Below are 23,506 nucleotides of genomic sequence, written 5' to 3' on the forward strand. Positions count from 1 at the left end.
TTGGCTCTCTTCAAAACAGGAAATAGCGCTGCGCCATGGGCAGCACAGAGGCAGGTTCACAGGTCAGCAACTCACCGTCGGCGCGGACTTCATAGGTTTCGGGGTTCACCTCAACCTTGGGCAGCGCATCGTTCAGCTTGAGATCGCGCTTGCCGATCTCGCGGGTGTTGCGCACGGCGAGGGTTTGTTTGGCAAGGCCAAGCTTGCCGCCCACGCCCGCCGCCTCTGCCGCTTCGCTGACAAAGACCACGGCAGAGTTTTCCACCGCGCGGCCATAGGCTCCGAACATGGGCCGCGAATAGACCGGCTGCGGTGTCGGGATAGAGGCGTTCGGGTCGCCCATCTGCGCGCAGACGATGCTGCCCCCCAAAAGCACCATCTCCGGTTTCACCCCGAAAAAGGCGGGGTTCCACAGCACCAGATCGGCGCGCTTGCCCTCTTCGATGCTGCCGATATGGGTCGAGATGCCATGCGCGATGGCGGGGTTGATGGTGTATTTCGCGATGTAGCGGCGGACGCGGAAGTTGTCGTTCTCGCCCGTCTCTTCGGCCAGCCGCCCGCGCTGCTTTTTCATCTTGTCGGCGGTCTGCCATGTGCGGATCAAGACTTCTCCGACCCGGCCCATGGCCTGACTGTCGCTGGCGATGATGGAAAAGGCCCCCATGTCATGCAGGATGTCTTCGGCGGCGATGGTCTCTCTGCGGATGCGGCTTTCGGCAAAGGCCACGTCCTCGGGGATGGATTTATCAAGGTGGTGACAGACCATGAGCATGTCGAGATGCTCTTCCAGCGTGTTGACCGTGAAGGGCCGCGTGGGGTTGGTTGAGGAGGGCAGCACATGCTCTTCGCCACAGATCTTGATGATATCCGGCGCATGGCCGCCGCCTGCGCCTTCGGTGTGGAAAGCGTGGATCGTGCGGCCTTTCATGGCCTTTACGGTATGTTCGACAAAGCCGCTTTCATTCAGCGTATCGGTGTGGATCATCACCTGCACATCCATGGCGTCGGCGACGCTCAGGCAGCAGTCAATCGCGGCGGGGGTGGTGCCCCAATCCTCATGCAGTTTCAGCGCACAAGCGCCCGCGTTGATCTGTTCCTCAAGGGCGGCGGGCTGGCTGGCATTGCCCTTGCCCGCGAAGGCGAGGTTCATCGGAAAAGCATCGGCGGCCTGCATCATGCGCCCGATATGCCAGCCGCCCGGTGTGCAGGTGGTGGCCAATGTGCCATGTGCGGGGCCGGTGCCGCCGCCAAGCATGGTGGTCAGCCCCGAATGCAGCGCGTCTTCGATCTGTTGCGGGCAGATAAAGTGGATGTGGCTGTCAAACCCGCCTGCGGTCAGGATGCGCCCCTCGCCCGCGATCACCTCGGTGCCCGGTCCGATGATGACATCGACCCCCGGTTGCGTATCGGGGTTGCCCGCCTTGCCGATCTTGGCGATGCGCCCGTCTTTCAGCCCCACATCGGCTTTGTAGATGCCGGTATGGTCGACGATGAGCGCATTGGTGATGACCGTATCCACGGCCCCGCCTGCGCGGGTCACCTGCGATTGGCCCATGCCGTCGCGGATCACCTTGCCGCCGCCGAATTTGACCTCTTCGCCATAGGCGGGGGCGTTTTGACCGCTGCGTTCGGTGGTCAGGTCGCGCTCAACTTCGATGATGAGGTCCGTGTCGGCCAGCCGCACCCGGTCGCCCACCGTGGGGCCGAACATGGCGGCATAGTCACCGCGTTTGATCTGTGCAGGCATCAGAGGTCTCCCATCACCGCGCTGTTAAAGCCAAAGATCCGCCGCGCCCCGCGGATCGGGATCAGCGATACCTCACGGCGTTGGCCGGGCTCGAACCGCACAGCAGTCCCCGCCGCGATATCAAGCCGGTGCCCCCGTGCCGCCGCGCGGTCAAACGCAAGCGCGGGGTTGCTCTCGGCGAAATGGTAGTGGCTGCCGACCTGCACCGGGCGGTCACCGGTATTGGCCACCATGAGCGTGATCGCCTCGCTGTCGGCATTCAGGGTCAGCAGGCCCGCCGCCGGAAAAATCTCTCCGGGGATCATGCTTTGGCTGTTTTCAGGTGGCGCATGGCAAGGATCAGCCCCGACAGCACAAAGGCCAGCCCGGCGACGATATAGACCGCCAGCGATCCGTCACTCTTTGCGCCATGGCCATGGGGGAGAGGCGCCGTATGGGCAAAGGCCGCCATGGCAAGCGACATGAGCGGCAGGGCAAGAAGGGGGGCAAAACGCGGCATGAAATGTCCTTATCTGATGGGGTTGTGCACGGTGACCAATTTGGTCCCGTCGGGGAAAGTGGCTTCGACCTGCACCTCGGGGATCATCTCGGCCACCCCCTCCATACAGTCGTCGCGGGTGATGACATGGGCACCGGCCTGCATCATATCGGCCACGCTGCGCCCGTCCCGCGCGCCTTCGACCACGGTGTCGGTGATCAGCGCGATGGCTTCGGGATGGTTCAGCTTGACCCCCCGCGCAAGGCGCTTGCGGGCGACCTCGGCGGCCATGGAGATCAGCAATTTGTCTTTTTCTCGCGGGGTTAGTTGCACGTCAGGTCATCCATGATCGGGGGAGGGTGTCACCACTCAGTTCGCCCAAGATCGGGACGAGCGATTGGCGAAGGTCGAAACTATCTGCCGCGAGGATCCGCGCAACCAGCAGGTCAGGGCCGATCAGAGTGGCCCCGGCGCTGGCGGGCAATTGGCTGCGCAGCCGGGCCAGCTGCGCTTCGGCATCGGGCGCGACATAGATAATCGTGGCAAGGGCGCCCGCGCCCGCCGCGATATGAGGGGCCGCCAGATGGGCGGTGACATCGCCGCTAAGCGTCATCGCGTCGTGGAACAGCGGGCGCCCCGCGCGGGTGACCTCGACCCGGTCGCGGAACTGGGCCTGTCGAAGGGTTTCACCCATGGCGGCGCGGCCAAAGACCAGCGGCTCAACCAGCAGGAGGGAGGCATCTAGCGCCAGATCGACCGACAGCTGCCGCCGCAGCGCACATCCGTCATAAAGGATCGTCTCTTGCGGCAGCCAATGCAGCGTCGCGCCGGAGTCTACGGCGAGGGTGTTGCGCAGGTTTGCCACTTGCCCCGGTTGCGCGCGATAGGCGCGTTCGGCGGCCTGCGTGGTGAGGCTGAGCGCGGCCTTTGCCTCTGCCCGGGCGGTCAGGGCAAAACTATCGCCGCCCGTGATGCCACCTGCGGAATTAATAACGATCGCTTGCAGCATTGCGGGGTCGGGGCGCGGAAACAGCAGCTTCATCGCGCCCGATTGCCGCAAATCTCCCAGCGTTGAGCCGCCCCGCGCGGCCTTTGCCGAGACCATCGCCGCACCGATCGCGCGCGGCTGCACGGGGGTCGCTTGGGGGCTATTTATGCTGGTGTCGACGAGAATGAGAATGGCTCCGCCCGGAAAGGTCTGATGATTTTTTAATCACCATAGAGACGGGGGAGAGTCATCGCCGAGGCGGTGCAGGGTCGCCAGCACAGCGGCCTTGCCTGAAAAATGAGCAGTAAATCGCGGGGCTGTCCTAAACTTGAGCATTCCGCGTATTGGGCGGCGGCCCCGGAAGGGAGGGCCGCCGCTGTCGTTAAATCCCGATCAGGGGCGCAGCATGACCTTGCCGCCACGGCCCGTGGTCAGCGCGGCTTTCATCGCCTCGGTCACCTCGGCCAGCGGGTAGATGCCGCCGGTGTCGAGGGGCAGCTGCCCCTTCGCGGCGAGTTGCACCAATTCGCCAATCAGGCGGCCCCGCGTCTCAGCCGCCATGTCACCACTGACGCGCGAACCCCAGAAACCTTTGACCGTGATGTGCTTCATGATCAATTCGCCCGAGGACATGGAAAGCGGCTGTTCCGTCGCCGTGCCGAAGACGATCAACTCACCGTCCTTGCCCAGAAGCTCGACCAGTTGGCCGCCCAACTCGCCGCCGACCGAGTCGATGGCCGAGACCGCGCCCTCTTTGCCGATCAATTCGCGCGCCTTGCTTTGCCAATCCGCATCTTCAGTGGAAAGCACGTGCTCCGCGCCGGTGTCGCGCATCTCTTCGGCGGCGCCTTCGCGGCGAACGAGGTTCAGCAGCTTGATCCCGCGTGCCTTGGCCAGACCGACCATGATCTTGCCCACGGCACCATTGGCGGCGGTTTGGATCAACCATTCGCCTTCGCCGACCTTCAGGGTCTCTAGCAGAGACAGGGCGCTGAAGGGCATGGCGATCAACTGGGCACCGGCTTCGTCCGAGATCGCCTCGGGCAGGGGGAGCAGGCCCGCGGCGGGGGCGGTGAAATACTCGGCCCACGCGCCGTGGAACCCGGCCGCCGTGACCCGCTTGCCGATCAGCGCTTCGTCAACGCCTTCACCCACGGCCTCGACAATACCAAGCGCTTCGGAGCCGCCGATGGCACCGGGCAGTTCGGGCTTGTAGCCATAGTTGCCGCGCACGGTCCACAGGTCGTGGTTGTGGATGGGCGACAGCACCATGCGGACCAGCGCTTCGCCAGCGGCGGGTGCGGGCTTGTCGGTTTCGCGGGTGGTCAGAACCTTGGCGGGCTCGCCGAAAGTGTCGTGGATGGCAGCGAACATGCTGTTTCCTTTCAGGTTGGGAATTGGCCCCCGGTGGGGGAGAGTTGGGCAGAGGTTTCAGCGCGGGCCATACGCAGGGCCGCATCGCTGCGCGCCAGTTTGGCCAGCACCGCCGCGCCAAGCCATTTGGCATAGAGCATGCGGGCGGTGGATTCGGGGTCTTCGAGCGCCCGGACGGTTCCGTCTTGCGCGCCTTGGCGCAGCAATTGGGCAATCCGGGCGACCAAAGCATCGACACCCTGATCCAATGTTTCGCGCATGGAATTCGACAGGTCAGCCACTTCGGAGCCAAGTTTCACCACCAAACAAGCGCTGGCGATCCCCGGAGCACTGGATTGGCTGAGCCATGCATCCCAAAAACTGTCGAGCTTGTCGCCCGCCGTTCCCGGGGCTGCAATCAGCGCATCGACGCGGTCGAGATAGGCCTCGATGTAATCGGCCAGCATCGCGGTGCCAAAAGCCTCTTTCGACGCGAAGTAGTAGTAGAACGACCCTTTGGGCACGCCGCTTTCGCTCAGGATCCGCGACAGGCCAACGCCAGAGAACCCGTGCCGCAGCACGAGGCTACGTCCGGTGTCCAAGATGCGTTGCCGCGTCTGATCTGATTTCTTTGCCTCTGTCATGAGAGGCATCTATGAAATAATAGACCGGTCGTCTAGTGCGCTCGCGTGAATGTGAGGCGCGGACCCCGTGATGACTGGAAAGCGGTGAAAAAACCTATCCCTGTGACATCTTATATATTAGATTCTCAGTAACGACCCGACGCGCAACGTTAAGGAATGGGATAGTAGGATGAACCAAAAGATTGCTCTGATCACAGGGGCCGGGAGCGGCGTCGGCCTCGCCTGCGCGCAGCGGTTGGCGAAAGACGGTTTCACTCTCGTTCTCACCGGGCGGCAGCAGGATAAGATCGACGCCGCCTGTGCTACGCTTGACGGACAGGGGCATATCGCCGTGGCCGCCGATGTGGGCGTCGAGGCGGAGGTCGACGCGCTTTTCGACAGAGTGGAGGCGACCTTCGGGCGGCTGGACCTGCTGTTCAACAACGCCGGGCGCAACGGCCCCGCGGTTGAGGTGGATGCGCTCAGCGTGGCGGAGTGGAACGACATCGTCGCGACCAATCTAACCGGGTCATTCCTCTGCGCCCGCGCGGCCTTCGTCTTGATGAAACGCCAAAGCCCGAAAGGCGGGCGGATCATCAACAACGGCTCGATCAGCGCCCATGTGCCGCGCCCCCTGTCGGTGCCCTATACGGCGACGAAACACGCGATTACCGGGCTCACCCGCGCGCTGTCGCTCGATGGGCGCGCGCATGACATCGCCTGCGGGCAGATCGACATCGGCAATGCGGCCAGCGAGATGACGGAGCGGATGGCAGACGGCATCCTGCAGCCCAACGGCGCCCGCATGTCCGAGCCGCGTATGGATGTGAACGACGTGGCCGAAACGCTGTCATACATGGCGAAGCTCTCGCTCGACTCCAACGCCATGTTCGTCACCGTGATGGCCACCAAAATGCCCTTTGTGGGGCGCGGCTAAGCCGTCAAAGCACCTTGCCCGGGTTCATCAATTGGCCCGGGTCGAGGGTGGCTTTGATCTGCTCCATCAGCTCCAGCGCGACCGGGTCTTTATAGCGGCGCAGTTCGGCCCGTTTGAACGTGCCAATGCCATGTTCCGCCGAGAATGATCCGCCCATCTGGTGCACGATATCATGCACGATCCGGTTGAACGTGCTGTATTGGCCAAGAAAATCGGCATCGGCCATATCGACGGGGCGCGACAGGTTGAAATGCAGGTTGCCGTCGCCGAAATGGCCAAAGGGGCAGGGGCGCAGGCCGGGCATGTGGGAGATACAGGCTTGGGTCGCCTCGCGGATGAAATCCGCCACGCGGGACACCGGGACCGATACGTCATGTTTGATCGACGCACCTTCGGGCTTTTGCGCCTCCGATAGGTTTTCCCGCAGCGCCCAAAGCGCGTCTTTCTGCGCCTCCGATGCACCGATCACGGCGTCGAGGACTTCTTCCGCTTCAAAGGCGGCTTCCAACGCCGCTTCCAGCCGGGCATCGAGGTCGGCCTGCGCGCCATTGCCGGTGAGTTCGATCAGGCAATAGGCCGGATGCGCCTCTGCCATCGGGTCGCTACAGCCGGGCGCGTGGTCGATCACCATTTGCAGGCCAAGCCGGTCGATATACTCAAAAGTCGAGAGCGTGTCCGCCGTTTGGCCGCGCATCCGGGCATAGAGCGCCAGCGCCGGGTCGGGGCCGGTGCAGGCCACCAGCGCGGTGCCGCGGGCGGTGGGCTTGGGGAAAAGCTTGATCACCGCCGCCGTGATGATGCCAAGCGTTCCTTCGGCCCCGATAAAGAGGTGTTTGAGGTCAAAGCCGGTGTTGTTTTTGCGCAGTCCGCCCAGATCGTTCAGCACACGGCCATCGGGCAATACCGCTTCGATCCCGAGCACCAGATCGCGGGTGTTGCCATAGCGCAGCACCGCCGTGCCGCCCGCGTTGGTCGAAAGATTGCCGCCGATCTGGCAGGACCCTTCTGAGGCGAGCGACAGCGGGAAGAGCGCATCGACCTCATCCGCCTCCGCTTGGATATTGGCGAGGATGCAGCCCGCCTCAACCGTCATGGTGGCGTTGGTCGGATCGACCCCGCGAATGCGGTTCAGCCGATCTGTCGTGAGAATGATCCCGCCGTCCGGCACGCCGCCCCCAGCCAGACCGGTGTTGCCGCCCTGCGGGGTCACCGGCACCTGTGCGGCATGGCACAGACGCATGCAGGCGGCGACCTCCTCGGTGGAGCCGGGGCGGATGAGGGCCAGCGCCGTGCCGCGCCGAAGCCCGCGATCTTCGATCAGCCGCGCGTCAAAATCCCTGGCGTCTGTCACGACATGGGCGGCACCGATGGCTTGGCGCAGATCATCGAGCAGAGCGCCATGGTCTTGCCCGTCCGTTTCGGGCGCGCGGCGCGGCGCGGTCAGAGTGGTCATCTGGGTCATCCTTTAGCGCTGGTCGGCGTCGACTTTTTTCTGGGCCGCCGCGCGCAGCTTGCTGATCGTGGTGCGGGTCGAGATTTGCTCGGGGTCGGTTACAAGTTCGATCAGGGCCGGGCGGCCACTCTCGCGGGCGCGGGTGAAGGCGGCGGCGAAATCCTCGGTCTTGGTGACACGTTCGGCATGGGCGCCGAGCCCCTCGGCCATTTTGACGAAATCTTGGTTCTGCAGCGTAGTGCCCGAGATCCGCTCAGGGTGGTCGCGTTCTTGGTGCATGCGGATGGTCCCGTAGATGCCGTTGTTGAACAGCAGCACGATGGGCCGCCCGCCATATTGTGCGGCGGTGGCCAACTCATTGCCGCTCATCATAAAGCCACCATCGCCGACGAAGGAGAGCGTCAGCCGCTCCGGCTCGGCGATCGAGGCCGCGACGGCGGCGGGCACGGAATAGCCCATTGCACCACAGGTCGACCCGACAATCCGCCCCGGACGGCCAAAGCGCAAAAAGCGCTGCGCCCAGCCGGTGTGGTTGCCCGCGTCGAGCGTGACCACCACATCATCGGGCAGCTCATCGCGCAGTTGCGCAAGTGCGACCCCCATGTCGAGGTCCCAGTCGCCGCTATTGGGCGCTTCGGTATCGGTGAGGTAATCGGCGTGCAGCTTGTCGCACCATGCGTCCCATGCCTCAGCGCGGCCCAGATCGACACCGTCCAATGCGGCAGCGACGGAAACGGGTGCTGCGGCGATGCCCAAATCTGGCGAATAGACGCGCCCGATCTCATCCGCGTCGGGGTAGAGATGCACCAGCCGCGTCTCGGGGTTGGGCGATTGCATGGTGGTGTAGGTCTTGGTCGTCATCTCTCCCAATCGTGCGCCGATCACCACGAGCAGATCCGCATCGCGTTGATGCGTATAGAGGCTGGGCGCGGTAGAGGTGCCGAAATCGCCTGCATAGACGGGCGAGAGGTTGTTGACGATGTCTTGCCGCCGGAAAGAGGTGGTGACGGGGATCTTGTTGGCCTCGGCAAAGCAGGTGATGGCCGCCGCACTCTCATCCGACCAGCCAGAGCCGCCGAGCAGCAGCAGGGGCCGTTCGGCCTGCGCGATCTCGGTCTTGAGCATGTCGAGATTGTCAGGCGACAGCCCAGCATGGGTCGCCGTATAGGGCCGGGCATCGGCGACGGAAACCACCTCGGTCAGCATGTCCTCGGGCAGGGAGATCACCACCGGGCCGGGACGGCCCGAGGTCGCCACGCGAAAGGCGCGGGCCATATATTCCGGCACCCGCGCCGGGTCGTCGATCTGGGTGGCCCATTTGGCAATGGGGCCGAACATGGCGCGGTAGTCGACTTCTTGAAACGCCTCGCGGTCGGTGGTGTCGCGGGCGATTTGACCCACCAGCAGGATCATCGGCGTGCTGTCTTGTTGCGCGATATGAACGCCGATGGCCGCGTGGCAGGCGCCGGGGCCGCGGGTGACCATGCAGATGCCGGGCTTGCCGGTCAGCTTGCCATAGGTTTCGGCCATATTGGCGGCCCCGGCTTCGTGCCGCGCGTTGATGAGGGTGAAACGGTCCTGCACGTCATGCAGCGCATCCAGCACCTCAAGATAGCTTTCGCCGGGCACGCAATAGGCGGTGTCGGCACCGTGGATCAGCAGTTGATCCACAAGGACCTGTCCGCCGGTCCGCGCCTTGAGGGAAGTTTTTTGCAGCATGGAGAAGGCTCCGTTTCGTTCGTTCTAAGATCTAAGTATGTGTGGCCGCTTGGCTTTTCGGGTTGGGGTTCCTGGCCTTTTGGAAGGCCAGGATAACGCCCGCGATGACCAACCCCGAGGCGGTGAGCCGCAGATCGGGGTAGATCAGCAGCAGCGACGCCCCGAACAGCACCACCGACAGCACATTGGACAGTCTGCCGAAGTAGTAGCGCTGCAAGGCGGCGGCCAGCAGGATGACGCCAATGGTGGCCTGCAACAGGACCAACGTGATCTGGGTGACCGAACCCTGCATCAGGATCGCCGGTTCATAAACGAACATGAAGGGCACAATAAAGCCGGTGGCACCGAGTTTCACCGCAGCCCAACTCGCCTCGACGATCTTGGCGTGCGACAGGGTGTTGGCCGCATAGACCGCCATGGCGACGGGGGGGGTGATGGCAGACAGGATAGCGAAGTAGAACACAAAGAGATGCGCCGCTTCGACCTGTACGCCCAGTTTCACCAGCGCCGGAACCAGCAAGGCGACCTGCACGATATAGGCAGGTGTTGTCGGCATCCCCATACCAAGGATGATGCCCGCGATCATCGACAGGAACAGCGCGATGACCAGCGTGTCTTGGGCCGCTTCGATCACGAAGTTCGAGAAGGTCAGGCCAAGGCCGGTAATGTCGATCACGCCGACGACGATGCCCGCACAGGCACAGGCCGCGGCAATCGCCAGCACGTTGCGCGCGCCGCCTTCAAGCGCTTCGAGGATGTTGTCGATGGTGACGTAATGCCGTGTCGTCTTGCGCAGCGCCGCGACCGGCACGACCGAGATGATACCGCAAAGTGCTGCATAGGGGGCCGAGTAACCCATCATCAGCACGCCCACGATAATCGCCAACGGCAAGAACAGGTGGCCGCGTTCAAGCAGCACGATTTTCAGCGGCACTTGATCCTCTTTCGGGACCGAGCCGATGCCCTTGCGCTTGGCCTCAAAATGGACCGCGGCGAAGAGCGCGACATAGAACAGAACCGCGGGGGCGAGCGCATATTTCGCGACCGTCAGGTAGCCTACGCCAAGGTATTCCGCCATGACAAAGGCCGCAGCCCCCATCACGGGGGGCATGATCTGTCCGCCCGTCGACGCCACGGCCTCAACCGCGCCCGCGAAGGCGGGTTTGAATCCCATGCGTTTCATCAGCGGAATAGAGAAGGTGCCGGTCGTCATCACATTGGCCACGGCAGAGCCAGAGACCGAGCCGAAGAGGCCGGAGGTCACACAGGCCACCTTGGCCGGGCCGCCGACCTGACGCCCCGTAAGCGCCACCGCGAAATCCATAAAAAGCTGGCCGACGCCCATCCGCTCAACCAACGAGCCAAAGAGGATGAAGAGCACCATATAGGTCGCCGAGACCGCGATCGGGATGCCGAAGATGCCTTCGGGTGTCATGAACAACTGCTCAAGGATCACCGAAGGCAGGGTCGAGGTGAAAGCCAGACCGTAGCCGAGAAACAGCAGGGCGGTAATCGGCAGCATCGGCCCGAGCATCCGGCGCGTGGCTTCCAACAGCAGAACCACAAGCGTGATCCCCACCACGATATCCATCGGCATCAGCGGATCGACGTAGAGAAACCGCTGCGTGATGTAATTAAGGTTGAATGAGGGATAGAGCGCCGCGCCCGAGGCGATCAGCCCGAGCACCACGTCATACCAGCGCGGCACATCATTGCGCAGCCCCTTGCGGTTGACGGTCAGGAAGATCAGCAAAAGCGCCAAAGCGACGTGAACGCCGCGCATGATATAGGGGTTGGGCGGGCCGACGAAGGCGACATAGAGATGCCAAGCAGCCATGCCGATCAGGATCAGCCTTGCTATACGGGTAATCAGGGGCATCTTGTCCAGAAAGATCGACAGTTGCATGGGGGTTCTCGCGTCTAGAGTGGAAGGCGGCCCTTATGCGGCATCGCGCGGGATGCGCGGGGCAGGGCCTTTAGGGGTGTAGGTCGGGCGGAGCGCATGGCCCCGGCCGACCCGTTTCTCGTCAGAGGGGAATTACATCCCCGAGACGCCACGCTCGGCGTAGAACTCTTTCGCGGCGGGGTGGAAGGGCACGCCGATGTCGGTGGCCATTTCCTCAACCGTCAGGTTGGCCATGGATTTGCTGATCGCGGCAAAGCTGTCGTTGTTGTCGGCAATCGCGCCGAGCACCGATTTGATGATCTCACCGTCATAGTCGCAGGGCGCGACCATATGGGTGTCGTAGCTGATCGCATGCACGGTCTCATCGAAACCGGGATAGGCGCCCGCTTTGACTTCGCGACGCTGGAAGGCGGCGTTCTTGTCTTTGAAATAGGCAAAGGTCTCTTCGTCCACGTCGACCAGACGGATTTTGCGCGAGGACGCCAGATCCATGACCGAACCTGTCGGCAGCGATGAGCCAAGGGTGAAGAAATCAGCCTGACCGTCTTTCATCTGCGAGGCAGAGTCGGAATAGGAGGTGTTGGCGACGCTATCGAGATCATCGAACGTCATGTCAGCGGTCGACAAAAGCTCGCGCGTCAGGAATTCGCCAGTGTTGCCAAGCTGTTGCGTGGTCAGGCGTTTGCCCTTCATGTCGGCGATGGTCTTGATGCCGGAATCCTCAAGCGCGACGATCTGGAAATACTGCGGATAGAGAATGCCAAGGTTGCAGACATTGGTGGTCGCCTTGCGGAATGGCTCTTTGCCCGACAGGCTGTCCACGGTTGAGATCGAGTTGGCGAATGCGATGCCAAAGCGGCCCGCGTCCACGCCGACCACGTTGGACACGCCCGCGCCCGGCGTGACGGTGATGTCCATATCGGGGTTCTCACGCTCAACAATCGCCTTGATCGCGCCGCCCACGGGATACCACGACCCGCCCTGCTGGCCGGTGGCCATGACAAAGCTCTGCGCATGTGCGGCGACGCCTGCGACGGTGAAAAGGATGGTGGCCGCGGCTGTGCGGCGCAGTGATTTCAACATTGGTGACATAGAAACTCCTCCCGAGTTTTAACTGTGTATCGGCAGTAACTGGATGGGTTCCGGGCTCCCCCCTGACATCCTCTTGCCGTAGGTCCGCAGACTGCGGGGGAATCGTCAGCCTGTCAATTAAAAATACAAATTTACGGGGATTCCCTCTTACTTGTAATGTTGTATTCTGGTTGTAATGCAGCGAATGGCCCTAGTTACTGATTATTGACAGCTTGTCATACAGGTGCTCCAATCGGCGAAAGGATGTTGTTATCATGACTGGAAATCTTCAGGCGACTGCGCCCCTCGTCGATGGTGCGACGCTCAGCGATCAAGTGACGGAAGTCCTGCGCCATAATGTCGTGAACGGCATCTGGGGCGTGGGCGATGTGCTGCCGTCGGAGACCACATTGGCTAGCGATTTCGATGTCAGCCGCACGGTGATCCGGGAGGCTGTCTCGCGGCTCAAGGCGGAAGGCATGCTTTCCAGCCGCCAAGGCCGTGGGGCATTTGTGGCCAGTGATCGGCCCCGGCAGGGCTTCGCGATCCCTGAGCGTGATATGGAAAGCCAGCGCAAGCTTGAGCAGATCCTAGAGTTGCGCATGGGGCTTGAGATCGAAGCCGCCGCCATCGCCGCCGCCCGTGCAACGCCCGAAGCCTGCGCGGAGATCCAGCGCGCCGCCGCCGCCTATGACCAAAGCAACAAAATCGGCGGCCCCGCGGTTGCGAGTGGGGTCAGCGCCGACCTCGCCTTTCACCGCGCGGTTTGTGAGGCGACCGGCAACAGCTATTATCTCAGCCTATTCAACTACCTCGTCGCCAGCCTGCGCGAGACGATGCTGGCCGGGCGTTTGCAAGCATTGAAACGCGGCGGCGAAAGCCGGGACGCCATTCAGGAGCACTATGACATTGCGGCCTCCATCGCCCAAGGGGACGCCGAAAGCGCCCGCCAGCGGATGCGCGACCACCTGCAAATGTCGAGCGGGCGTCTCTTGGCGCAGCTCAAGACAGAGGATGGATTGGGCGAGTGACGGTTCCTGCCGCGCTCCACGCCGCCCTCGCGCGGCCCGCATCGTTGACCATCGCGCTTAGCGGGGGGATCGATAGCCTCACCCTCTCTGCCGCTGCGGCCAAGGTGCGGGGGGCGGAGGGGGTTACGCTTTGCCACGCGGTTTCGGCCGCGGTCCCTTCGGCGGCGACGGCGCGGGTGAAAGACTTTGCAGCCGCTTGGGGCCTGCCACTGAAACTGGTGGATGCGGGCGAATTCGCCGATCCGTCCTACCGCGCCAACCCGGTGAACCGCTGCTATTTTTGCAAATCGAATCTCTATGGCACATTGGCGCGGATGGGGCCGTTGGTGGCGGCAGGCACCAATACCGACGATCTGTCAGACTACCGCCCCGGTTTGCAGGCCGCGGCGGAGCATGGCGTGCTGCACCCGTTCGTCGATGCGCAGATGACAAAGGCCGATGTGCGCGCCTTGGCGCGGGCGCTTGGGCTGGGGGAACTGGCCGAACTGCCCGCGGCCCCCTGTTTGGCCAGCCGGATCGAGACCGGCCTGCGGGTGGAGCCTGCGGACTTGGCGGTGATCGATCGGGTCGAGACGTTACTGCGCGCGGAGTTGGGCAATATCACCCTGCGCTGCCGGCGCTTGCGCGGGGGCTGGGTGGTGGAGCTTGATCCGCCTCTCTATGAAGGTCTTTCCGCCCAAAAGCGCGCGGCGATTTTGACGCAGATCCGGCGGGCCACGGATGACGGGCGCGCAGTCGATCTGCGGGCCTATTCAAGAGGAAGTGCATTTGTCCATCAATGAGAAAGGCCCTGACGGGCATCCAGACGTGACCTTTGACCGGGGCCGCGGCGGGCGCATCGGCATCGAAGAGGCCGTGCTTTGCGAGCATAAGTCGGTGCCACAGATCGCCGTGATCATCGGCGACGCGGCGGCGGAGGGCCGCAGGCTGTTGCTGACCCGGCTGACGGCAGAGCAGTTCGTCGCCCTGCCTGCGGAATTGGCCCAATTGGTCGATTACTGCACCGCCTCGCGCACCGCCATTTTAGGAGAGATCGGGCCTTTGGCCAGCGCCCCGCGCATCGCCCTCGTCAGCGCGGGCACCTCTGATTACGCGCCCATGGCCGAAGCGCGGCGCACGCTGGCCTATGGCGGCATGGACGCGACCGAAGTGTCGGATGTGGGCGTGGCCGGGCTGTGGCGTCTACTCGCGCGGGAAGACCTGTTGCGCGAAATGGATGTGGTAATTGTTTTCGCCGGGATGGACGCGGCCCTGCCGTCGGTCGTGGCCGGACTGGTGCCGGGGGTGGTGATTGGTGTGCCGACCTCCGTGGGCTATGGTGTGGCCCGCGGCGGGAGGGTCGCGCTCGATTCGATACTTGCCAGCTGTGCGCCGGGGGTCACGGTGGTGAACATCGACAACGGCTATGGGGCTGCGACTTCGGCCTTGCGGCTGGCCAATATGATGCGCCGCGCCGCGGCGGGAGGGTAGCCGGTGACAGCACCGAAACTGAAGATCAAGAAACGCCAGACACTGGCAGACCAGCTTTACGGGCAGGTGCTGGAGCAGATCGTGTCAAACAAACTGGTGCAGGGCGAAAAGCTGCCTTCGGAAAACCAGATCGCCACGGCATTCGGTGTGTCCCGCCCCGTGGTGCGCGAGGCGCTGCGCAAGTTGCAGGAGGATGGGCTCGTCGAGGCGCGGCGCGGCGTGGGCACCTTCGTGCGGCGGCGGCCTTCGGAAAAGCTGATCGAATACGCCACGGCGGGGTCAGTTGCCGGGCTGATGCGCGCGATGGAGGCGCGGATCACGATTGAAAAAGCCACCGCGCATATGGCCGCCCAACGGGCCAGCCCCAAGGATGTCGCCCGGATCGAGGCCGCGCTGCAGACGCTCGAGGCGTCGATGCAGGCGCGCGACCCGTCCTTCGATGCCGATTACCAATTCCACCGCGCCATCGCGGCGGCCTCGGGCAATGAAGTCTTTCTCCAGATGCTCGACTGCGCGCGCGAGTCGATCGAACAGGGGATCGACGTGGCGCAAAAATTGACCCGCCAAGGCTCTCAAGCGCGGGTCGACGTGGTGATCAATGAGCACCGTCAAATCCTCGAAGCGATCCGCGCGGGCGACAGCGAAGCCGCGGGCGTGTCGATGGCCTATCACCTGTTGCAGGCGCGGGCACGGATCACCGACCACGCCGGTATCGCGTGAAGCCACCCCCCCCCGAAAGGCCCCTTTATGATCTACGACCACCGCACCTATTTCTGCCGCCCCGGCACGATCAAGAAACACCTCGCCCTCTATGCGGAGTTCGGCTTTCCCGCGCAGAAACGCATCCTCGGCACGCCAGTGATCTATGCGCAGGTCGAGACGGGGGATGTGAACTCCTTCGTGCATATCTGGGCCTATCAGGATGCCGCCGACCGGGCGGCGCGCCGCGCGCAGATGGCGGCGGACCCTGAGTGGCAGACTTACCTCAAGAAAAGCGCCGAGGCGGGATATCTGGTCCGCCAAACCAATAAAATCCTGATGCCCGTCCAGCTCGAAGGTTAAGCGGCGGCCCCGGCCTGACAGGTCAGACCGGGGCGTTGTTCAGGTCACAAGGCAGCTTTCATCGATCCCGCGCCCTTCGTGAAAAGCGCGGATGTTTCTGGCCCAATGGCCGACCATGCGTCTGAGGTTATCCTCGCTGTGGCCGCCGATATGGGGCAGGGGCAGGACGTTATCGAGGCGCAGAAGTGGGTTGTCCGGCTCGACAGGCTCTTCGGTGAAGACATCCAAGGCCGCTCCCGCGATGCGTGTGTGGGTGAGCGTGTCGATCAGTGCTGCCTCATCGATCAGCCCGCCGCGCCCGGTGTTGACCAGCAGGGCGTCAGATTTCATCCGCGCCAGTTCCGCCGCGCCGATGGTGTGGTGTGACGCATCGGTCAGCGGCATGTGCAGGCTGACGATATCGCAGGTCTCAAGGATCTCGTCCCGCTCGGCATAGCGCGCGCTGGTGCCCTCGGCCTCCCCTGAGCGGCGGTAGTAGAGCACCTCACAGTCAAAGCCCGTCAACCGTTTCGCGACAAGCTGACCGATGGCGCCAAAGCCGATCAGCCCGACCTTTTGGCTGCTGAGGTCCCGCGCGCCGGGGACGATCTCTGGCACGATCCACTTGCCCGCGCGGGTGTTGTTATAGTGCAGCGGTATGCGGCGCAGGGCGGCGATCATCATGCCAATGGTGAGATCCGCAATGGTGGGGGCGTTAACGCCGGGGCTGCGCGCCACGGTCACGCCCATTTCCTTGGCCACATCCACCGGGATCTTGTCATACCCGGTGCCCCATTGATGCACGAGACGCACACTATCGGCTCCGCGCAGCACCGAGGCCGGAAGGCCGCGTCCGCGGGGAACGATATAGGCCGCCCCCTTCACCGTCTTGGCAAAATCTTCTTCGGAATAGGACGCCGCAAAGCGCAGGTCGAGCCCTTCGGCATAGCCGCGCACTTTGTTCTGCATATCCTCCGGCATCGCGTCGAGCACGGCGACGGGGCCGATCAGCGCGCCGCTCATGCCGATGCCCCGCGCAGGTCTTCAGGCAGCAGCGCCTCAGGCAGGTTCTGGTAGGAAACCGGACGCAGGAAGCGGCGGATCGCCATCGTGCCCACGGACGTCGCGCCGAAGTTGGTGGAGGCCGGGTAGGGGCCGCCGTGCACCATGGCGTCACAAACCTCCACCCCGGTGGGGAAGCCGTTCACCAGCACCCGGCCCGCCTTGCGCTCAAGGATGGGCATCAGCGCCTTGGCGGCTTCGGTATCACCGTCGTCCATCTGGAGCGTCGCGGTCAATTGGCCCTCAAAACCCTTGGCAAGCTCTTGCATCTCGTCGCCCGACGAGACCCGCAGCACCAGTCCCAAGGGGCCAAAGACCTCTTCCCCAAGAGCGTGATCCTGCAGGTAGGTCTCGGCGTCAGTTTCAAAGAGGTTCGGCTGGGCGCTGCGCCCCTCGCTGTCAGTGCTCACCAGCGCGCGGACTGCGTTGCGCCCGGTGAAACGTTCCTTGCCATCGCGGTAGGCTTTGGCGATGCCGTCGGTCAGCATGACCTGCGGGCCGACCTGCTCCAGCGCCTCTTTCGCGGCGGCGACAAAGGCGTCGCCCTCCGCGCCCTTGGCCACGACCGCGATGCCGGGATTGGTGCAGAACTGCCCCGCGCCCATGGTCAGCGACCCGGCCCAGCCTGCGCCGATTTCCGCGCCGCGGTTTCGAGTGGCCTCGGCCAGAACGAACATCGGATTGACCGAGCCCAACTCGCCAAAGAACGGGATCGGCTCGGGGCGTTGCGCGCAGAGGTCAAACAGCGCGCGGCCCCCGCCGAGGGAGCCGGTAAAGCCCACGGCTTTGATCAGCGGATGCTGCACCAGCGTCTGACCCACCTCACGGCTGTTGGCATGGATGAGGGAAAAGACGCCGGGATGAATGCCGCATTTCTGGATCGCGGCGTGGATCGCTTCGGCGACAATTTCACCTGTGCCGGGGTGGGCGGAATGGCCTTTGACGACGACCGGGCAGCCCGCCGCCAGCGCCGCTGCGGTGTCACCGCCTGCAGTGGAAAACGCCAGCGGGAAGTTCGACGCGCCAAAAACCGCGACCGGGCCAATGGGGCGCTGGATCATGCGGATGTCGGGGCGGGGAATCGGCTGGCGCTCGGGCAGGGCGCCGTCAACGCGACGGTCCAGATGGGCGCCTTTGCGGATGTGATCGGCAAAGAGGCGAAGCTGCCCCATGGTGCGTCCGCGCTCACCTTGAAGGCGGGCAGTGGGGAGGCCGGATTCGCGCGCGCCGACTTCGGTGATGATCTCGGCGCGGGCCTCCATCTCATCTGCGATGGCGTCGAGGAAATCCGCGCGGCTCTCGCGGCTGGAATGGGCGTAGGACCAAAAGGCGTCTTCGGCGGCTTCGCAGGCTTGGTTCACGTGGGCGGGGGTGCCGCTTTGGAATTGGTCGCTGTCGCCGGTGGCGGGGGAATTGGCGAAGGTTTCTCCGCCGCCGACCCATTCGCCTGCGATCAAGTGCTTGCCGTGGGGGTGAAATGTTTTGCTGTCAGCGCTCATGATCAATCCTTGTCGGTTTGCTGTGTCAAAGTGGGGGAGGGCTGCGCCATGGTTTGCACCAGCGCATCCATCTGCCGCGTGAGCAGCCAAGCGTCGCCCGCGATGGCGACGAATTCGATACCGCTGTCAAAGTAGCGGCGCGCCAGATCGGCGCCGTAGCCAAGGATGCCCGCAGGCAGCCCGGCGGCGTGAATGGCATCCACCGCGTCGCGGATCTTGTCTTGGACATCGGGGTGCATCGGGTTGCCGGTATGGCCCATCGCCGAGGACAAATCGCCCGGCCCGATAAAGATCGCATCCACGCCGGGCACGGCGGCAATGGCGGGGATCTGGTCAACCGCTTCGGGGGTTTCGACCTGTACGATGACGCATTGAGCGTCGGTATATGTGGTCAGGTAATCCGTCTGCCGCGCATAATTATTGGCGCGGATCGTGGCCGAGATGCCGCGCAGCCCTTCGGGGGGGTAGCGGGTCCATGACACGGCGCGGCGGGCATCTTCTGCGTTTTGGATCATCGGGAACATCAGATTGCGCACGCCGATATCCAGGAGCCGTTTTGTTATCGTCTGGTCGGATGAGGGCATCCGTACCACCATCTGCGCATCGGGATTGGCACTGCCTGCGGCGCGCAGGTGATCGGTGATCTGGCTCAGGTCATTCGGCGCGTGCTCCATGTCGAGCAAGAGCCAATCGATCCCGCTGCCCGCGGCGATTTCCGTCACAGTAGGAGAGCAGAGCGAGAGCCAGAACCCCGACAGGCGGCTGCCCTGGCGAAGCGATTGCTTGAGTGTTTTTCCCGACATTTTTGCGACGCGCCCTTCAAATGGTATCGACAATTGGGGTGATACGGTAATATATCAGTTCGAGCAAGATGTGATTTCCACCCGTTTTGCGATGATGTTTTAGCTCGCGAGGATTCCATGACCGAGACCAAAAAAAACGCCGATCAGCTGCGTAGCGCGCGCTGGTTTGCCCCCGACGATCTGCGCAGCTTTGGGCATCGGTCGCGCATGATGCAGATGGGTCTGGGCCCCGAGGATTGGGAGGGCCGCCCGGTGATTGGCATCCTGAACACTTGGTCCGAGATGAACCCCTGCCACCTCCATTTCCGCGACCGCGCGGAGGACGTGAAAAAGGGAATCGCGCAGGCCGGGGGGCTGGGATTGGAGATCCCGACGATCTCAATCGACGAGAGTTTCACCAAGCCGACCTCGATGCTCTACCGCAACATGATCGCGATGGAGACCGAAGAGACGATCCGCTCGCATCCGCTTGACGGTGTGGTGCTGATGGGCGGCTGTGACAAGTCCACCCCCGGTCTGACCATGGGCGCGATCAGCGCAGGCGTGCCGTTCATCTTCTTGCCCGCAGGCCCGATGCTGCGCGGGAATTACGCAGGCAGGGCGCTCGGCTCCGGCTCGGACGCATGGAAGTTCTGGGATGAGCGCCGCGCGGGCACGATCTCGGCCGAGGAATGGGTCGGCGTGGAAGGCGGCATCGCGCGGTCTTATGGGCATTGCATGACCATGGGCACGGCTTCGACCATGACCGCGATTGCGGAGGCGATGGGCCTGACGCTGCCGGGGGCGACCTCGATCCCCGCCGCGGACGCGGGGCACAAACGGATGAGCGCCTCTTGCGGGCGGCGCATCGTCGATATGGTTTGGGAGGACCTGACGCCTGACAAAATTATCACCCCGGCAGCTGTGCAAAACGCGGCGACGGTGGCGATGGCGACGGGCTGTTCGACCAATGCGGTGGTGCACCTGCTTGCGATGGCACGCCGCGCAGGCGTGGCGCTGGAGCTGAACGATCTGGATGCTCTGGGCCGCACCACACCGCTCATCGCCAACATTCGTCCCCTCGGCAGCAGCGAGTACCTGATGGAAGATTTCTATTTCGCAGGCGGCCTGCGGGCGCTGATGGATCAACTGGGGGATAAGCTGGACCGGTCGGCGATTACCTGCACCGGCAAACCCTTGGAAGAAGGGATCGCGGGCGCGCCTGTCTATAATGACGACGTGATCCGGCCCCTGTCGAACCCGGTCTATAAGGAAGGCTCGCTTGCCGTGCTCAAGGGCAACCTTTGCCCCAATGGCGCGGTTATCAAACCGGCGGCGTGCAATCCGAAGTTCCACCGCCACGAAGGCCCGGCACTGGTCTTTGACAGCTACCCTGAGATGAAGGCCGCGATTGACGACGAGAACCTCGACGTGACGCCGGACCATGTGCTGGTGCTGCGCAACGCGGGGCCGCAGGGCGGGCCGGGGATGCCGGAATGGGGTATGTTGCCGATGCCGAAAGCGCTGTTAAAACAGGGCCACCGCGACATGCTGCGGATCTCGGATGCGCGGATGTCGGGCACGTCTTACGGCGCTTGCATCCTGCATGTCGCGCCTGAATCTTTCGTCGGTGGGCCACTGGCGCTGCTGAAAACGGGCGACATCGTGCGCATGGATCTTGAGGCGCGGACCCTCGACATGCTGGTGGATGAGGACGAACTCGCCGCCCGCCGCGCCGCGTGGCAAGCGCCGGAGCCGCGGTTCGAGCGGGGCTGGGGCTATATGTTCCAGCGCCATGTGGGGCAGGCCGATCAGGGCTGTGACTTTGACTACCTCACTGCGGCCTTCGGGCAAGCGGCGGGCGAGCCGGATATTTTCTGAGGGGTATGTCCATGACACATGATCTATCAAAAGCGCTCACCGGCATCTCGGGCATCCTTGTCACACCCTATGACGATGCTGGAGAGATTGCGCCGCGCAAGCTGGCCCCGATTATCGACCGCGCGCTCGCCGCCGGGGTGCATATCCCGGTCGTGAACGGCAACACCGGCGAATATTACGCGCTGACCAATGATGAGGCCTGCACCATGGTGCGTGAGGTGGCGCAGATGGTCGACGGGCGCGCGCCGCTACTGGCAGGCGTCGGGCGCGGCATTCGCGATGCTTGTGCGCTGGCCAAGGCGAGCGCCGAGGCGGGCGCGGATGCGCTGATGATCCACCAACCGCCTGATCCCTTCGTCTCTCCCCGTGGCACGGTCGACTATGTGCGCGCGGTGCGGAATGCTTCGGGCGGACTGCCGGTGATGCTGTACCTGCGCAATGATGCGATGGGGCCTGAGGGCATCGCGCGGTTGTGCGAAATCGAGGGGGTGAAGGGGGTCAAATGGGCCACGCCGAACCCCTTGAACCTTGCCCGCGCGATTGAGGCAGCGCCGGATGATATCGTCTGGGTTGGCGGGCTGGCCGAGGTTTGGGCGCCGCCGCTTTATGCGGTGGGGGCGCGGGGGTTTACCTCGGGCCTGATCAACGTCTGGCCGGAGCGGTCGGTCGCCATTCACGCGGCGCTTGATGTGGGTGACTACGCAGAGGCGAACCGCTTGATCGCAGGGATGCGTGCCTTTGAAGACATCCGCGCCGAAGAGCAGAACGGCACCAATGTCACCGGCGTCAAAGCAGCGCTGATGGCCATCGGACAGGACTGCGGCGCCACGCGCCCGCCCTCCGCTTGGCCCCTGACAGAGCGTCAGCAGGCGGTGCTGGACCAATTCACAACAGACAACGGACTAAAGGGAGAGAGGGCATGACCCCCGAACTACGCGAGAAACTCAAGGCGGTCTCAGTCGCGACGCTGGCCACGGCGCTGTATAAACGCGGGCTGCGCAATCAGGTGGTGCAGGGGGTCGGCCCGGTGGCGGCAAAGGGGTGCAATATGGTCGGTCCGGCGTTCACACTGCGTTATATGCCCGCCCGCGAAGACCGCAATCAGCTGGTCGAATTTCGCAATCCCGAGCACCCGCAGCGCGTCGCGATTGAGACCTGCCCCGAGGGTCATGTGCTGGTGATGGACAGCCGTAAGGATGCGCGGGCGGCCAGTGCCGGTGACATTCTGATCACCCGGCTGATGATGCGCGGTGCGGCGGGCGTGGTGACAGATGGTGGGCTGCGCGATGCGGCGACCATTGGCGCGCTCGAGATGCCCGCCTACCACGCCCGGCCCTCAAGCCCCACGAACCTGACCCTGCATGAGGCGATTGAGATCAACTGCCCCGTCGGCTGCGGCGATGCCCCAGTCTTTCCCGGCGATATCGTGGTGGGCGACGACGACTGCGTGATCATCATCCCGGCAGATATCGCCGAAGAGGTGGCGGATGAGGCCGTCGAGATGACCGCCTATGAGGATTTCGTCGTCGAAGAGGTCAAAGGCGGCGCGGGGATCATCGGGCTTTATCCGGGCACCAAGCAGGAAAACCTCGATAAATTCGCGGAATGGCGCAAGGCCAACAACCGCTGAGTCAGGGCTTTTCCGGGGTGAAATACTCCGGGAAAGCCGCCCGTTTCTCGGTCATCCGGTCGACCGTGCGTTGCAGGTGCTGGCGCAGCGCCTCCATCGCGGCAGGGGCATCGCCCGCTTCGATGCCGTCGAGAATGCGGCTGTGGCCCCCGATCACGTCCTTGTTGTTCAGAATACGCCCCGCCTCGTCGATGTCGTCCAGATGCAGGCGGCGCAGACGTTCCAGATGGCCCGCATGGCTGCGCATGATGCGCTGGCTTTGCACATGGCCCGCTGCCACAAAGAGGGTCTGGTGAAACACCTCGTCCAGCTCTTGAAAGGTCGGCACATCGCCGGGCTGGTCCGAGATGCTGCTTTGCAGGGCGACGATGCTGCGCAGACGGGTCAGGGCTTCGGGCGCGATCTCGGCCGCCAAGCGGCGCACAACTTCGGTCTCGAGCGCGATGCGCATGAACTGCGCTTCGCGGATGGCCGACATGTCGATTGGCGTCACCAAAGTGCGTGATTGCGGGTAGATCTTGACCAGCCCCTCCTTGGCGAGCTGCTGCAGCGCATCGCGCAAGGGGGTCAGGCTAACCCCATGAGTCTCGGCTAATTCGGCACGCAAAAGCGGGGTGCCGGGCGGCAGGTCAAGCCGGACAATTTGATCGCGAAGCGTGGCATAGACCCCGCGCCCCGTTGGCCCACCCTCGAATAGACCCAAATCAGCCCCGCCGCCCAAAATGCTTTTGGCGAGGGCCTGCGCGCTCTGTGCTGATGGTTTGTTCGATGAGGTCATGTGGGCTCTTCCATAGCTATTCAATCTAATATATCAGTTAATAACATCTTACCGAAG

At 63.6% G+C, this 23,506-nt stretch carries 24 protein-coding genes; 9 read left to right on the forward strand and 15 right to left on the reverse strand.

Translation table 11 applies throughout. From position 1 onward, the window contains the following. Positions 1 to 10: 10 nt before the first annotated feature. The 7 genes from ureC to J3456_RS14820 form a co-directional block, all read right to left on the reverse strand. Positions 11 to 1,747 (reverse strand): urease subunit alpha, encoded by a 1,737-nt coding sequence (gene ureC, locus J3456_RS14790; protein ID WP_349580893.1) that lies wholly within the window; start codon positions 1,745 to 1,747, stop codon positions 11 to 13. Further along, positions 1,747 to 2,052 (reverse strand): urease subunit beta, encoded by a 306-nt coding sequence (locus tag J3456_RS14795; protein WP_349580894.1) that lies wholly within the window; start codon positions 2,050 to 2,052, stop codon positions 1,747 to 1,749. Before J3456_RS14795 ends, ureC begins: the two co-directional genes overlap by 1 nt. Then, a complete protein-coding gene (locus tag J3456_RS14800; RefSeq protein WP_349580895.1) occupies positions 2,049 to 2,246 on the reverse strand; it encodes a hypothetical protein in 198 nt (65 codons plus the stop codon). The genes J3456_RS14795 and J3456_RS14800 overlap by 4 nt, the downstream gene beginning before the upstream one ends. Positions 2,247 to 2,255: 9 nt before the next feature. Beyond that, the gene (locus tag J3456_RS14805; protein ID WP_067263701.1) at positions 2,256 to 2,558 is read right to left on the reverse strand and encodes an urease subunit gamma; all 303 of its coding nucleotides are present in this window, start codon (positions 2,556 to 2,558) and stop codon (positions 2,256 to 2,258) included. 1 nt (position 2,559) lies between these two features. Next, positions 2,560 to 3,357, reverse strand: coding sequence for an urease accessory protein UreD (locus J3456_RS14810; RefSeq protein WP_349580896.1), 798 nt, complete (start codon positions 3,355 to 3,357; stop codon positions 2,560 to 2,562). A gap of 249 nt (positions 3,358 to 3,606) precedes the next feature. Continuing rightward, positions 3,607 to 4,587, reverse strand: a complete 981-nt coding sequence (locus tag J3456_RS14815) for a zinc-binding dehydrogenase (protein ID WP_349580897.1) — start codon at positions 4,585 to 4,587, stop codon at positions 3,607 to 3,609. A gap of 11 nt (positions 4,588 to 4,598) precedes the next feature. After that, complete coding sequence (locus tag J3456_RS14820; protein ID WP_349580898.1) at positions 4,599 to 5,210, reverse strand: TetR/AcrR family transcriptional regulator; 612 nt, start codon at positions 5,208 to 5,210, stop codon at positions 4,599 to 4,601. 169 nt (positions 5,211 to 5,379) lie between these two features. On the opposite strand from J3456_RS14820, the gene J3456_RS14825 reads away from it, so the two are divergent. Continuing rightward, the gene (locus J3456_RS14825; protein ID WP_349580899.1) at positions 5,380 to 6,126 is read left to right on the forward strand and encodes an SDR family oxidoreductase; all 747 of its coding nucleotides are present in this window, start codon (positions 5,380 to 5,382) and stop codon (positions 6,124 to 6,126) included. Between the two features lie 4 nt (positions 6,127 to 6,130). Here J3456_RS14825 and J3456_RS14830 read toward each other — a convergent pair whose 3' ends face one another. From J3456_RS14830 to J3456_RS14845, 4 genes are all read right to left on the reverse strand, one after another. Beyond that, positions 6,131 to 7,579 (reverse strand): FAD-binding oxidoreductase, encoded by a 1,449-nt coding sequence (locus J3456_RS14830; RefSeq protein ID WP_349580900.1) that lies wholly within the window; start codon positions 7,577 to 7,579, stop codon positions 6,131 to 6,133. A 12-nt stretch (positions 7,580 to 7,591) separates the two neighbouring features. Then, positions 7,592 to 9,298, reverse strand: coding sequence for a thiamine pyrophosphate-binding protein (locus tag J3456_RS14835; RefSeq protein ID WP_349580902.1), 1,707 nt, complete (start codon positions 9,296 to 9,298; stop codon positions 7,592 to 7,594). A 31-nt stretch (positions 9,299 to 9,329) separates the two neighbouring features. Then, positions 9,330 to 11,204, reverse strand: a complete 1,875-nt coding sequence (locus J3456_RS14840) for a TRAP transporter permease (protein ID WP_259950477.1) — start codon at positions 11,202 to 11,204, stop codon at positions 9,330 to 9,332. A 132-nt stretch (positions 11,205 to 11,336) separates the two neighbouring features. Beyond that, on the reverse strand, positions 11,337 to 12,296 hold the full coding sequence (locus tag J3456_RS14845; protein ID WP_349580903.1) for a TAXI family TRAP transporter solute-binding subunit: 960 nt from the start codon (positions 12,294 to 12,296) through the stop codon (positions 11,337 to 11,339). 254 nt (positions 12,297 to 12,550) lie between these two features. Here J3456_RS14845 and J3456_RS14850 point away from each other — a divergent pair, with 254 nt between their 5' ends. The 5 genes from J3456_RS14850 to J3456_RS14870 are packed head-to-tail and all read left to right on the forward strand — an operon-like array spanning position 12,551 to position 15,838. Further along, a complete protein-coding gene (locus J3456_RS14850; protein WP_349580904.1) occupies positions 12,551 to 13,306 on the forward strand; it encodes a FadR/GntR family transcriptional regulator in 756 nt (251 codons plus the stop codon). Beyond that, a complete protein-coding gene (gene larE / locus J3456_RS14855) occupies positions 13,303 to 14,088 on the forward strand; it encodes an ATP-dependent sacrificial sulfur transferase LarE (RefSeq protein ID WP_349580905.1) in 786 nt (261 codons plus the stop codon). The genes J3456_RS14850 and larE overlap by 4 nt, the downstream gene beginning before the upstream one ends. Next, complete coding sequence (larB, locus tag J3456_RS14860; RefSeq protein ID WP_349580906.1) at positions 14,075 to 14,776, forward strand: nickel pincer cofactor biosynthesis protein LarB; 702 nt, start codon at positions 14,075 to 14,077, stop codon at positions 14,774 to 14,776. Before larE ends, larB begins: the two co-directional genes overlap by 14 nt. Positions 14,777 to 14,779: 3 nt before the next feature. Next, positions 14,780 to 15,496, forward strand: coding sequence for a FadR/GntR family transcriptional regulator (locus J3456_RS14865; RefSeq protein WP_349580907.1), 717 nt, complete (start codon positions 14,780 to 14,782; stop codon positions 15,494 to 15,496). A 27-nt stretch (positions 15,497 to 15,523) separates the two neighbouring features. Next, entirely contained in the window at positions 15,524 to 15,838 is a 315-nt protein-coding gene (locus J3456_RS14870; protein WP_349580908.1) for an NIPSNAP family protein, read from the forward strand. Positions 15,839 to 15,877: 39 nt separating this feature from the next. On the opposite strand, the gene J3456_RS14875 is transcribed toward J3456_RS14870, so the two are convergent. The 3 genes from J3456_RS14875 to J3456_RS14885 are packed head-to-tail and all read right to left on the reverse strand — an operon-like array spanning position 15,878 to position 19,181. After that, positions 15,878 to 16,840, reverse strand: coding sequence for a 2-hydroxyacid dehydrogenase (locus J3456_RS14875; RefSeq protein WP_349580909.1), 963 nt, complete (start codon positions 16,838 to 16,840; stop codon positions 15,878 to 15,880). Next, the gene (locus tag J3456_RS14880) at positions 16,837 to 18,378 is read right to left on the reverse strand and encodes an aldehyde dehydrogenase (NADP(+)) (RefSeq protein ID WP_349580910.1); all 1,542 of its coding nucleotides are present in this window, start codon (positions 18,376 to 18,378) and stop codon (positions 16,837 to 16,839) included. The genes J3456_RS14875 and J3456_RS14880 overlap by 4 nt, the downstream gene beginning before the upstream one ends. A 2-nt stretch (positions 18,379 to 18,380) precedes the next feature. Continuing rightward, complete coding sequence (locus tag J3456_RS14885) at positions 18,381 to 19,181, reverse strand: HpcH/HpaI aldolase family protein (RefSeq protein ID WP_349580911.1); 801 nt, start codon at positions 19,179 to 19,181, stop codon at positions 18,381 to 18,383. 117 nt (positions 19,182 to 19,298) lie between these two features. Between J3456_RS14885 and araD the strand changes: the two genes are divergently transcribed. The 3 genes from araD to J3456_RS14900 are packed head-to-tail and all read left to right on the forward strand — an operon-like array spanning position 19,299 to position 22,671. After that, positions 19,299 to 21,041: an L-arabinonate dehydratase gene (gene araD / locus J3456_RS14890; RefSeq protein WP_349580912.1), complete on the forward strand. Its 1,743-nt coding sequence runs from the start codon at positions 19,299 to 19,301 to the stop codon at positions 21,039 to 21,041. A gap of 11 nt (positions 21,042 to 21,052) precedes the next feature. After that, positions 21,053 to 21,964, forward strand: a complete 912-nt coding sequence (locus J3456_RS14895) for a dihydrodipicolinate synthase family protein (protein ID WP_349580913.1) — start codon at positions 21,053 to 21,055, stop codon at positions 21,962 to 21,964. After that, positions 21,961 to 22,671 (forward strand): ribonuclease activity regulator RraA, encoded by a 711-nt coding sequence (locus J3456_RS14900; RefSeq protein WP_349580914.1) that lies wholly within the window; start codon positions 21,961 to 21,963, stop codon positions 22,669 to 22,671. The genes J3456_RS14895 and J3456_RS14900 overlap by 4 nt, the downstream gene beginning before the upstream one ends. Before the next feature lies 1 nt (position 22,672). On the opposite strand, the gene J3456_RS14905 is transcribed toward J3456_RS14900, so the two are convergent. After that, complete coding sequence (locus J3456_RS14905; protein WP_349580915.1) at positions 22,673 to 23,449, reverse strand: GntR family transcriptional regulator; 777 nt, start codon at positions 23,447 to 23,449, stop codon at positions 22,673 to 22,675. Between the last annotated feature and the right edge of the window lie 57 nt (positions 23,450 to 23,506).

Source organism: Sulfitobacter sp. NFXS29 (assembly GCF_040148765.1).
In the GTDB taxonomy this organism is placed as follows: Bacteria; Pseudomonadota; Alphaproteobacteria; order Rhodobacterales; family Rhodobacteraceae; genus Sulfitobacter.

Coding starts and splice junctions, on each gene's coding strand:
- J3456_RS14830 (WP_349580900.1), bottom strand. CDS start 7,579: ATGACCACTCTGACCGCGCCGCGCCGCGCGCCCGAAACGGACGGGCAA.
- ureC (WP_349580893.1), bottom strand. CDS start 1,747: ATGCCTGCACAGATCAAACGCGGTGACTATGCCGCCATGTTCGGCCCC.
- J3456_RS14815 (WP_349580897.1), bottom strand. CDS start 4,587: ATGTTCGCTGCCATCCACGACACTTTCGGCGAGCCCGCCAAGGTTCTG.
- J3456_RS14900 (WP_349580914.1), top strand. CDS start 21,961: ATGACCCCCGAACTACGCGAGAAACTCAAGGCGGTCTCAGTCGCGACG.
- J3456_RS14800 (WP_349580895.1), bottom strand. CDS start 2,246: ATGCCGCGTTTTGCCCCCCTTCTTGCCCTGCCGCTCATGTCGCTTGCC.
- J3456_RS14825 (WP_349580899.1), top strand. CDS start 5,380: ATGAACCAAAAGATTGCTCTGATCACAGGGGCCGGGAGCGGCGTCGGC.
- J3456_RS14895 (WP_349580913.1), top strand. CDS start 21,053: ATGACACATGATCTATCAAAAGCGCTCACCGGCATCTCGGGCATCCTT.
- J3456_RS14850 (WP_349580904.1), top strand. CDS start 12,551: ATGACTGGAAATCTTCAGGCGACTGCGCCCCTCGTCGATGGTGCGACG.
- J3456_RS14880 (WP_349580910.1), bottom strand. CDS start 18,378: ATGAGCGCTGACAGCAAAACATTTCACCCCCACGGCAAGCACTTGATC.
- J3456_RS14795 (WP_349580894.1), bottom strand. CDS start 2,052: ATGATCCCCGGAGAGATTTTTCCGGCGGCGGGCCTGCTGACCCTGAAT.
- J3456_RS14835 (WP_349580902.1), bottom strand. CDS start 9,298: ATGCTGCAAAAAACTTCCCTCAAGGCGCGGACCGGCGGACAGGTCCTT.
- J3456_RS14870 (WP_349580908.1), top strand. CDS start 15,524: ATGATCTACGACCACCGCACCTATTTCTGCCGCCCCGGCACGATCAAG.
- J3456_RS14885 (WP_349580911.1), bottom strand. CDS start 19,181: ATGTCGGGAAAAACACTCAAGCAATCGCTTCGCCAGGGCAGCCGCCTG.
- J3456_RS14820 (WP_349580898.1), bottom strand. CDS start 5,210: ATGACAGAGGCAAAGAAATCAGATCAGACGCGGCAACGCATCTTGGAC.
- J3456_RS14875 (WP_349580909.1), bottom strand. CDS start 16,840: ATGAGCGGCGCGCTGATCGGCCCCGTCGCCGTGCTCGACGCGATGCCG.
- J3456_RS14845 (WP_349580903.1), bottom strand. CDS start 12,296: ATGTCACCAATGTTGAAATCACTGCGCCGCACAGCCGCGGCCACCATC.
- araD (WP_349580912.1), top strand. CDS start 19,299: ATGACCGAGACCAAAAAAAACGCCGATCAGCTGCGTAGCGCGCGCTGG.
- J3456_RS14840 (WP_259950477.1), bottom strand. CDS start 11,204: ATGCAACTGTCGATCTTTCTGGACAAGATGCCCCTGATTACCCGTATA.
- J3456_RS14905 (WP_349580915.1), bottom strand. CDS start 23,449: ATGACCTCATCGAACAAACCATCAGCACAGAGCGCGCAGGCCCTCGCC.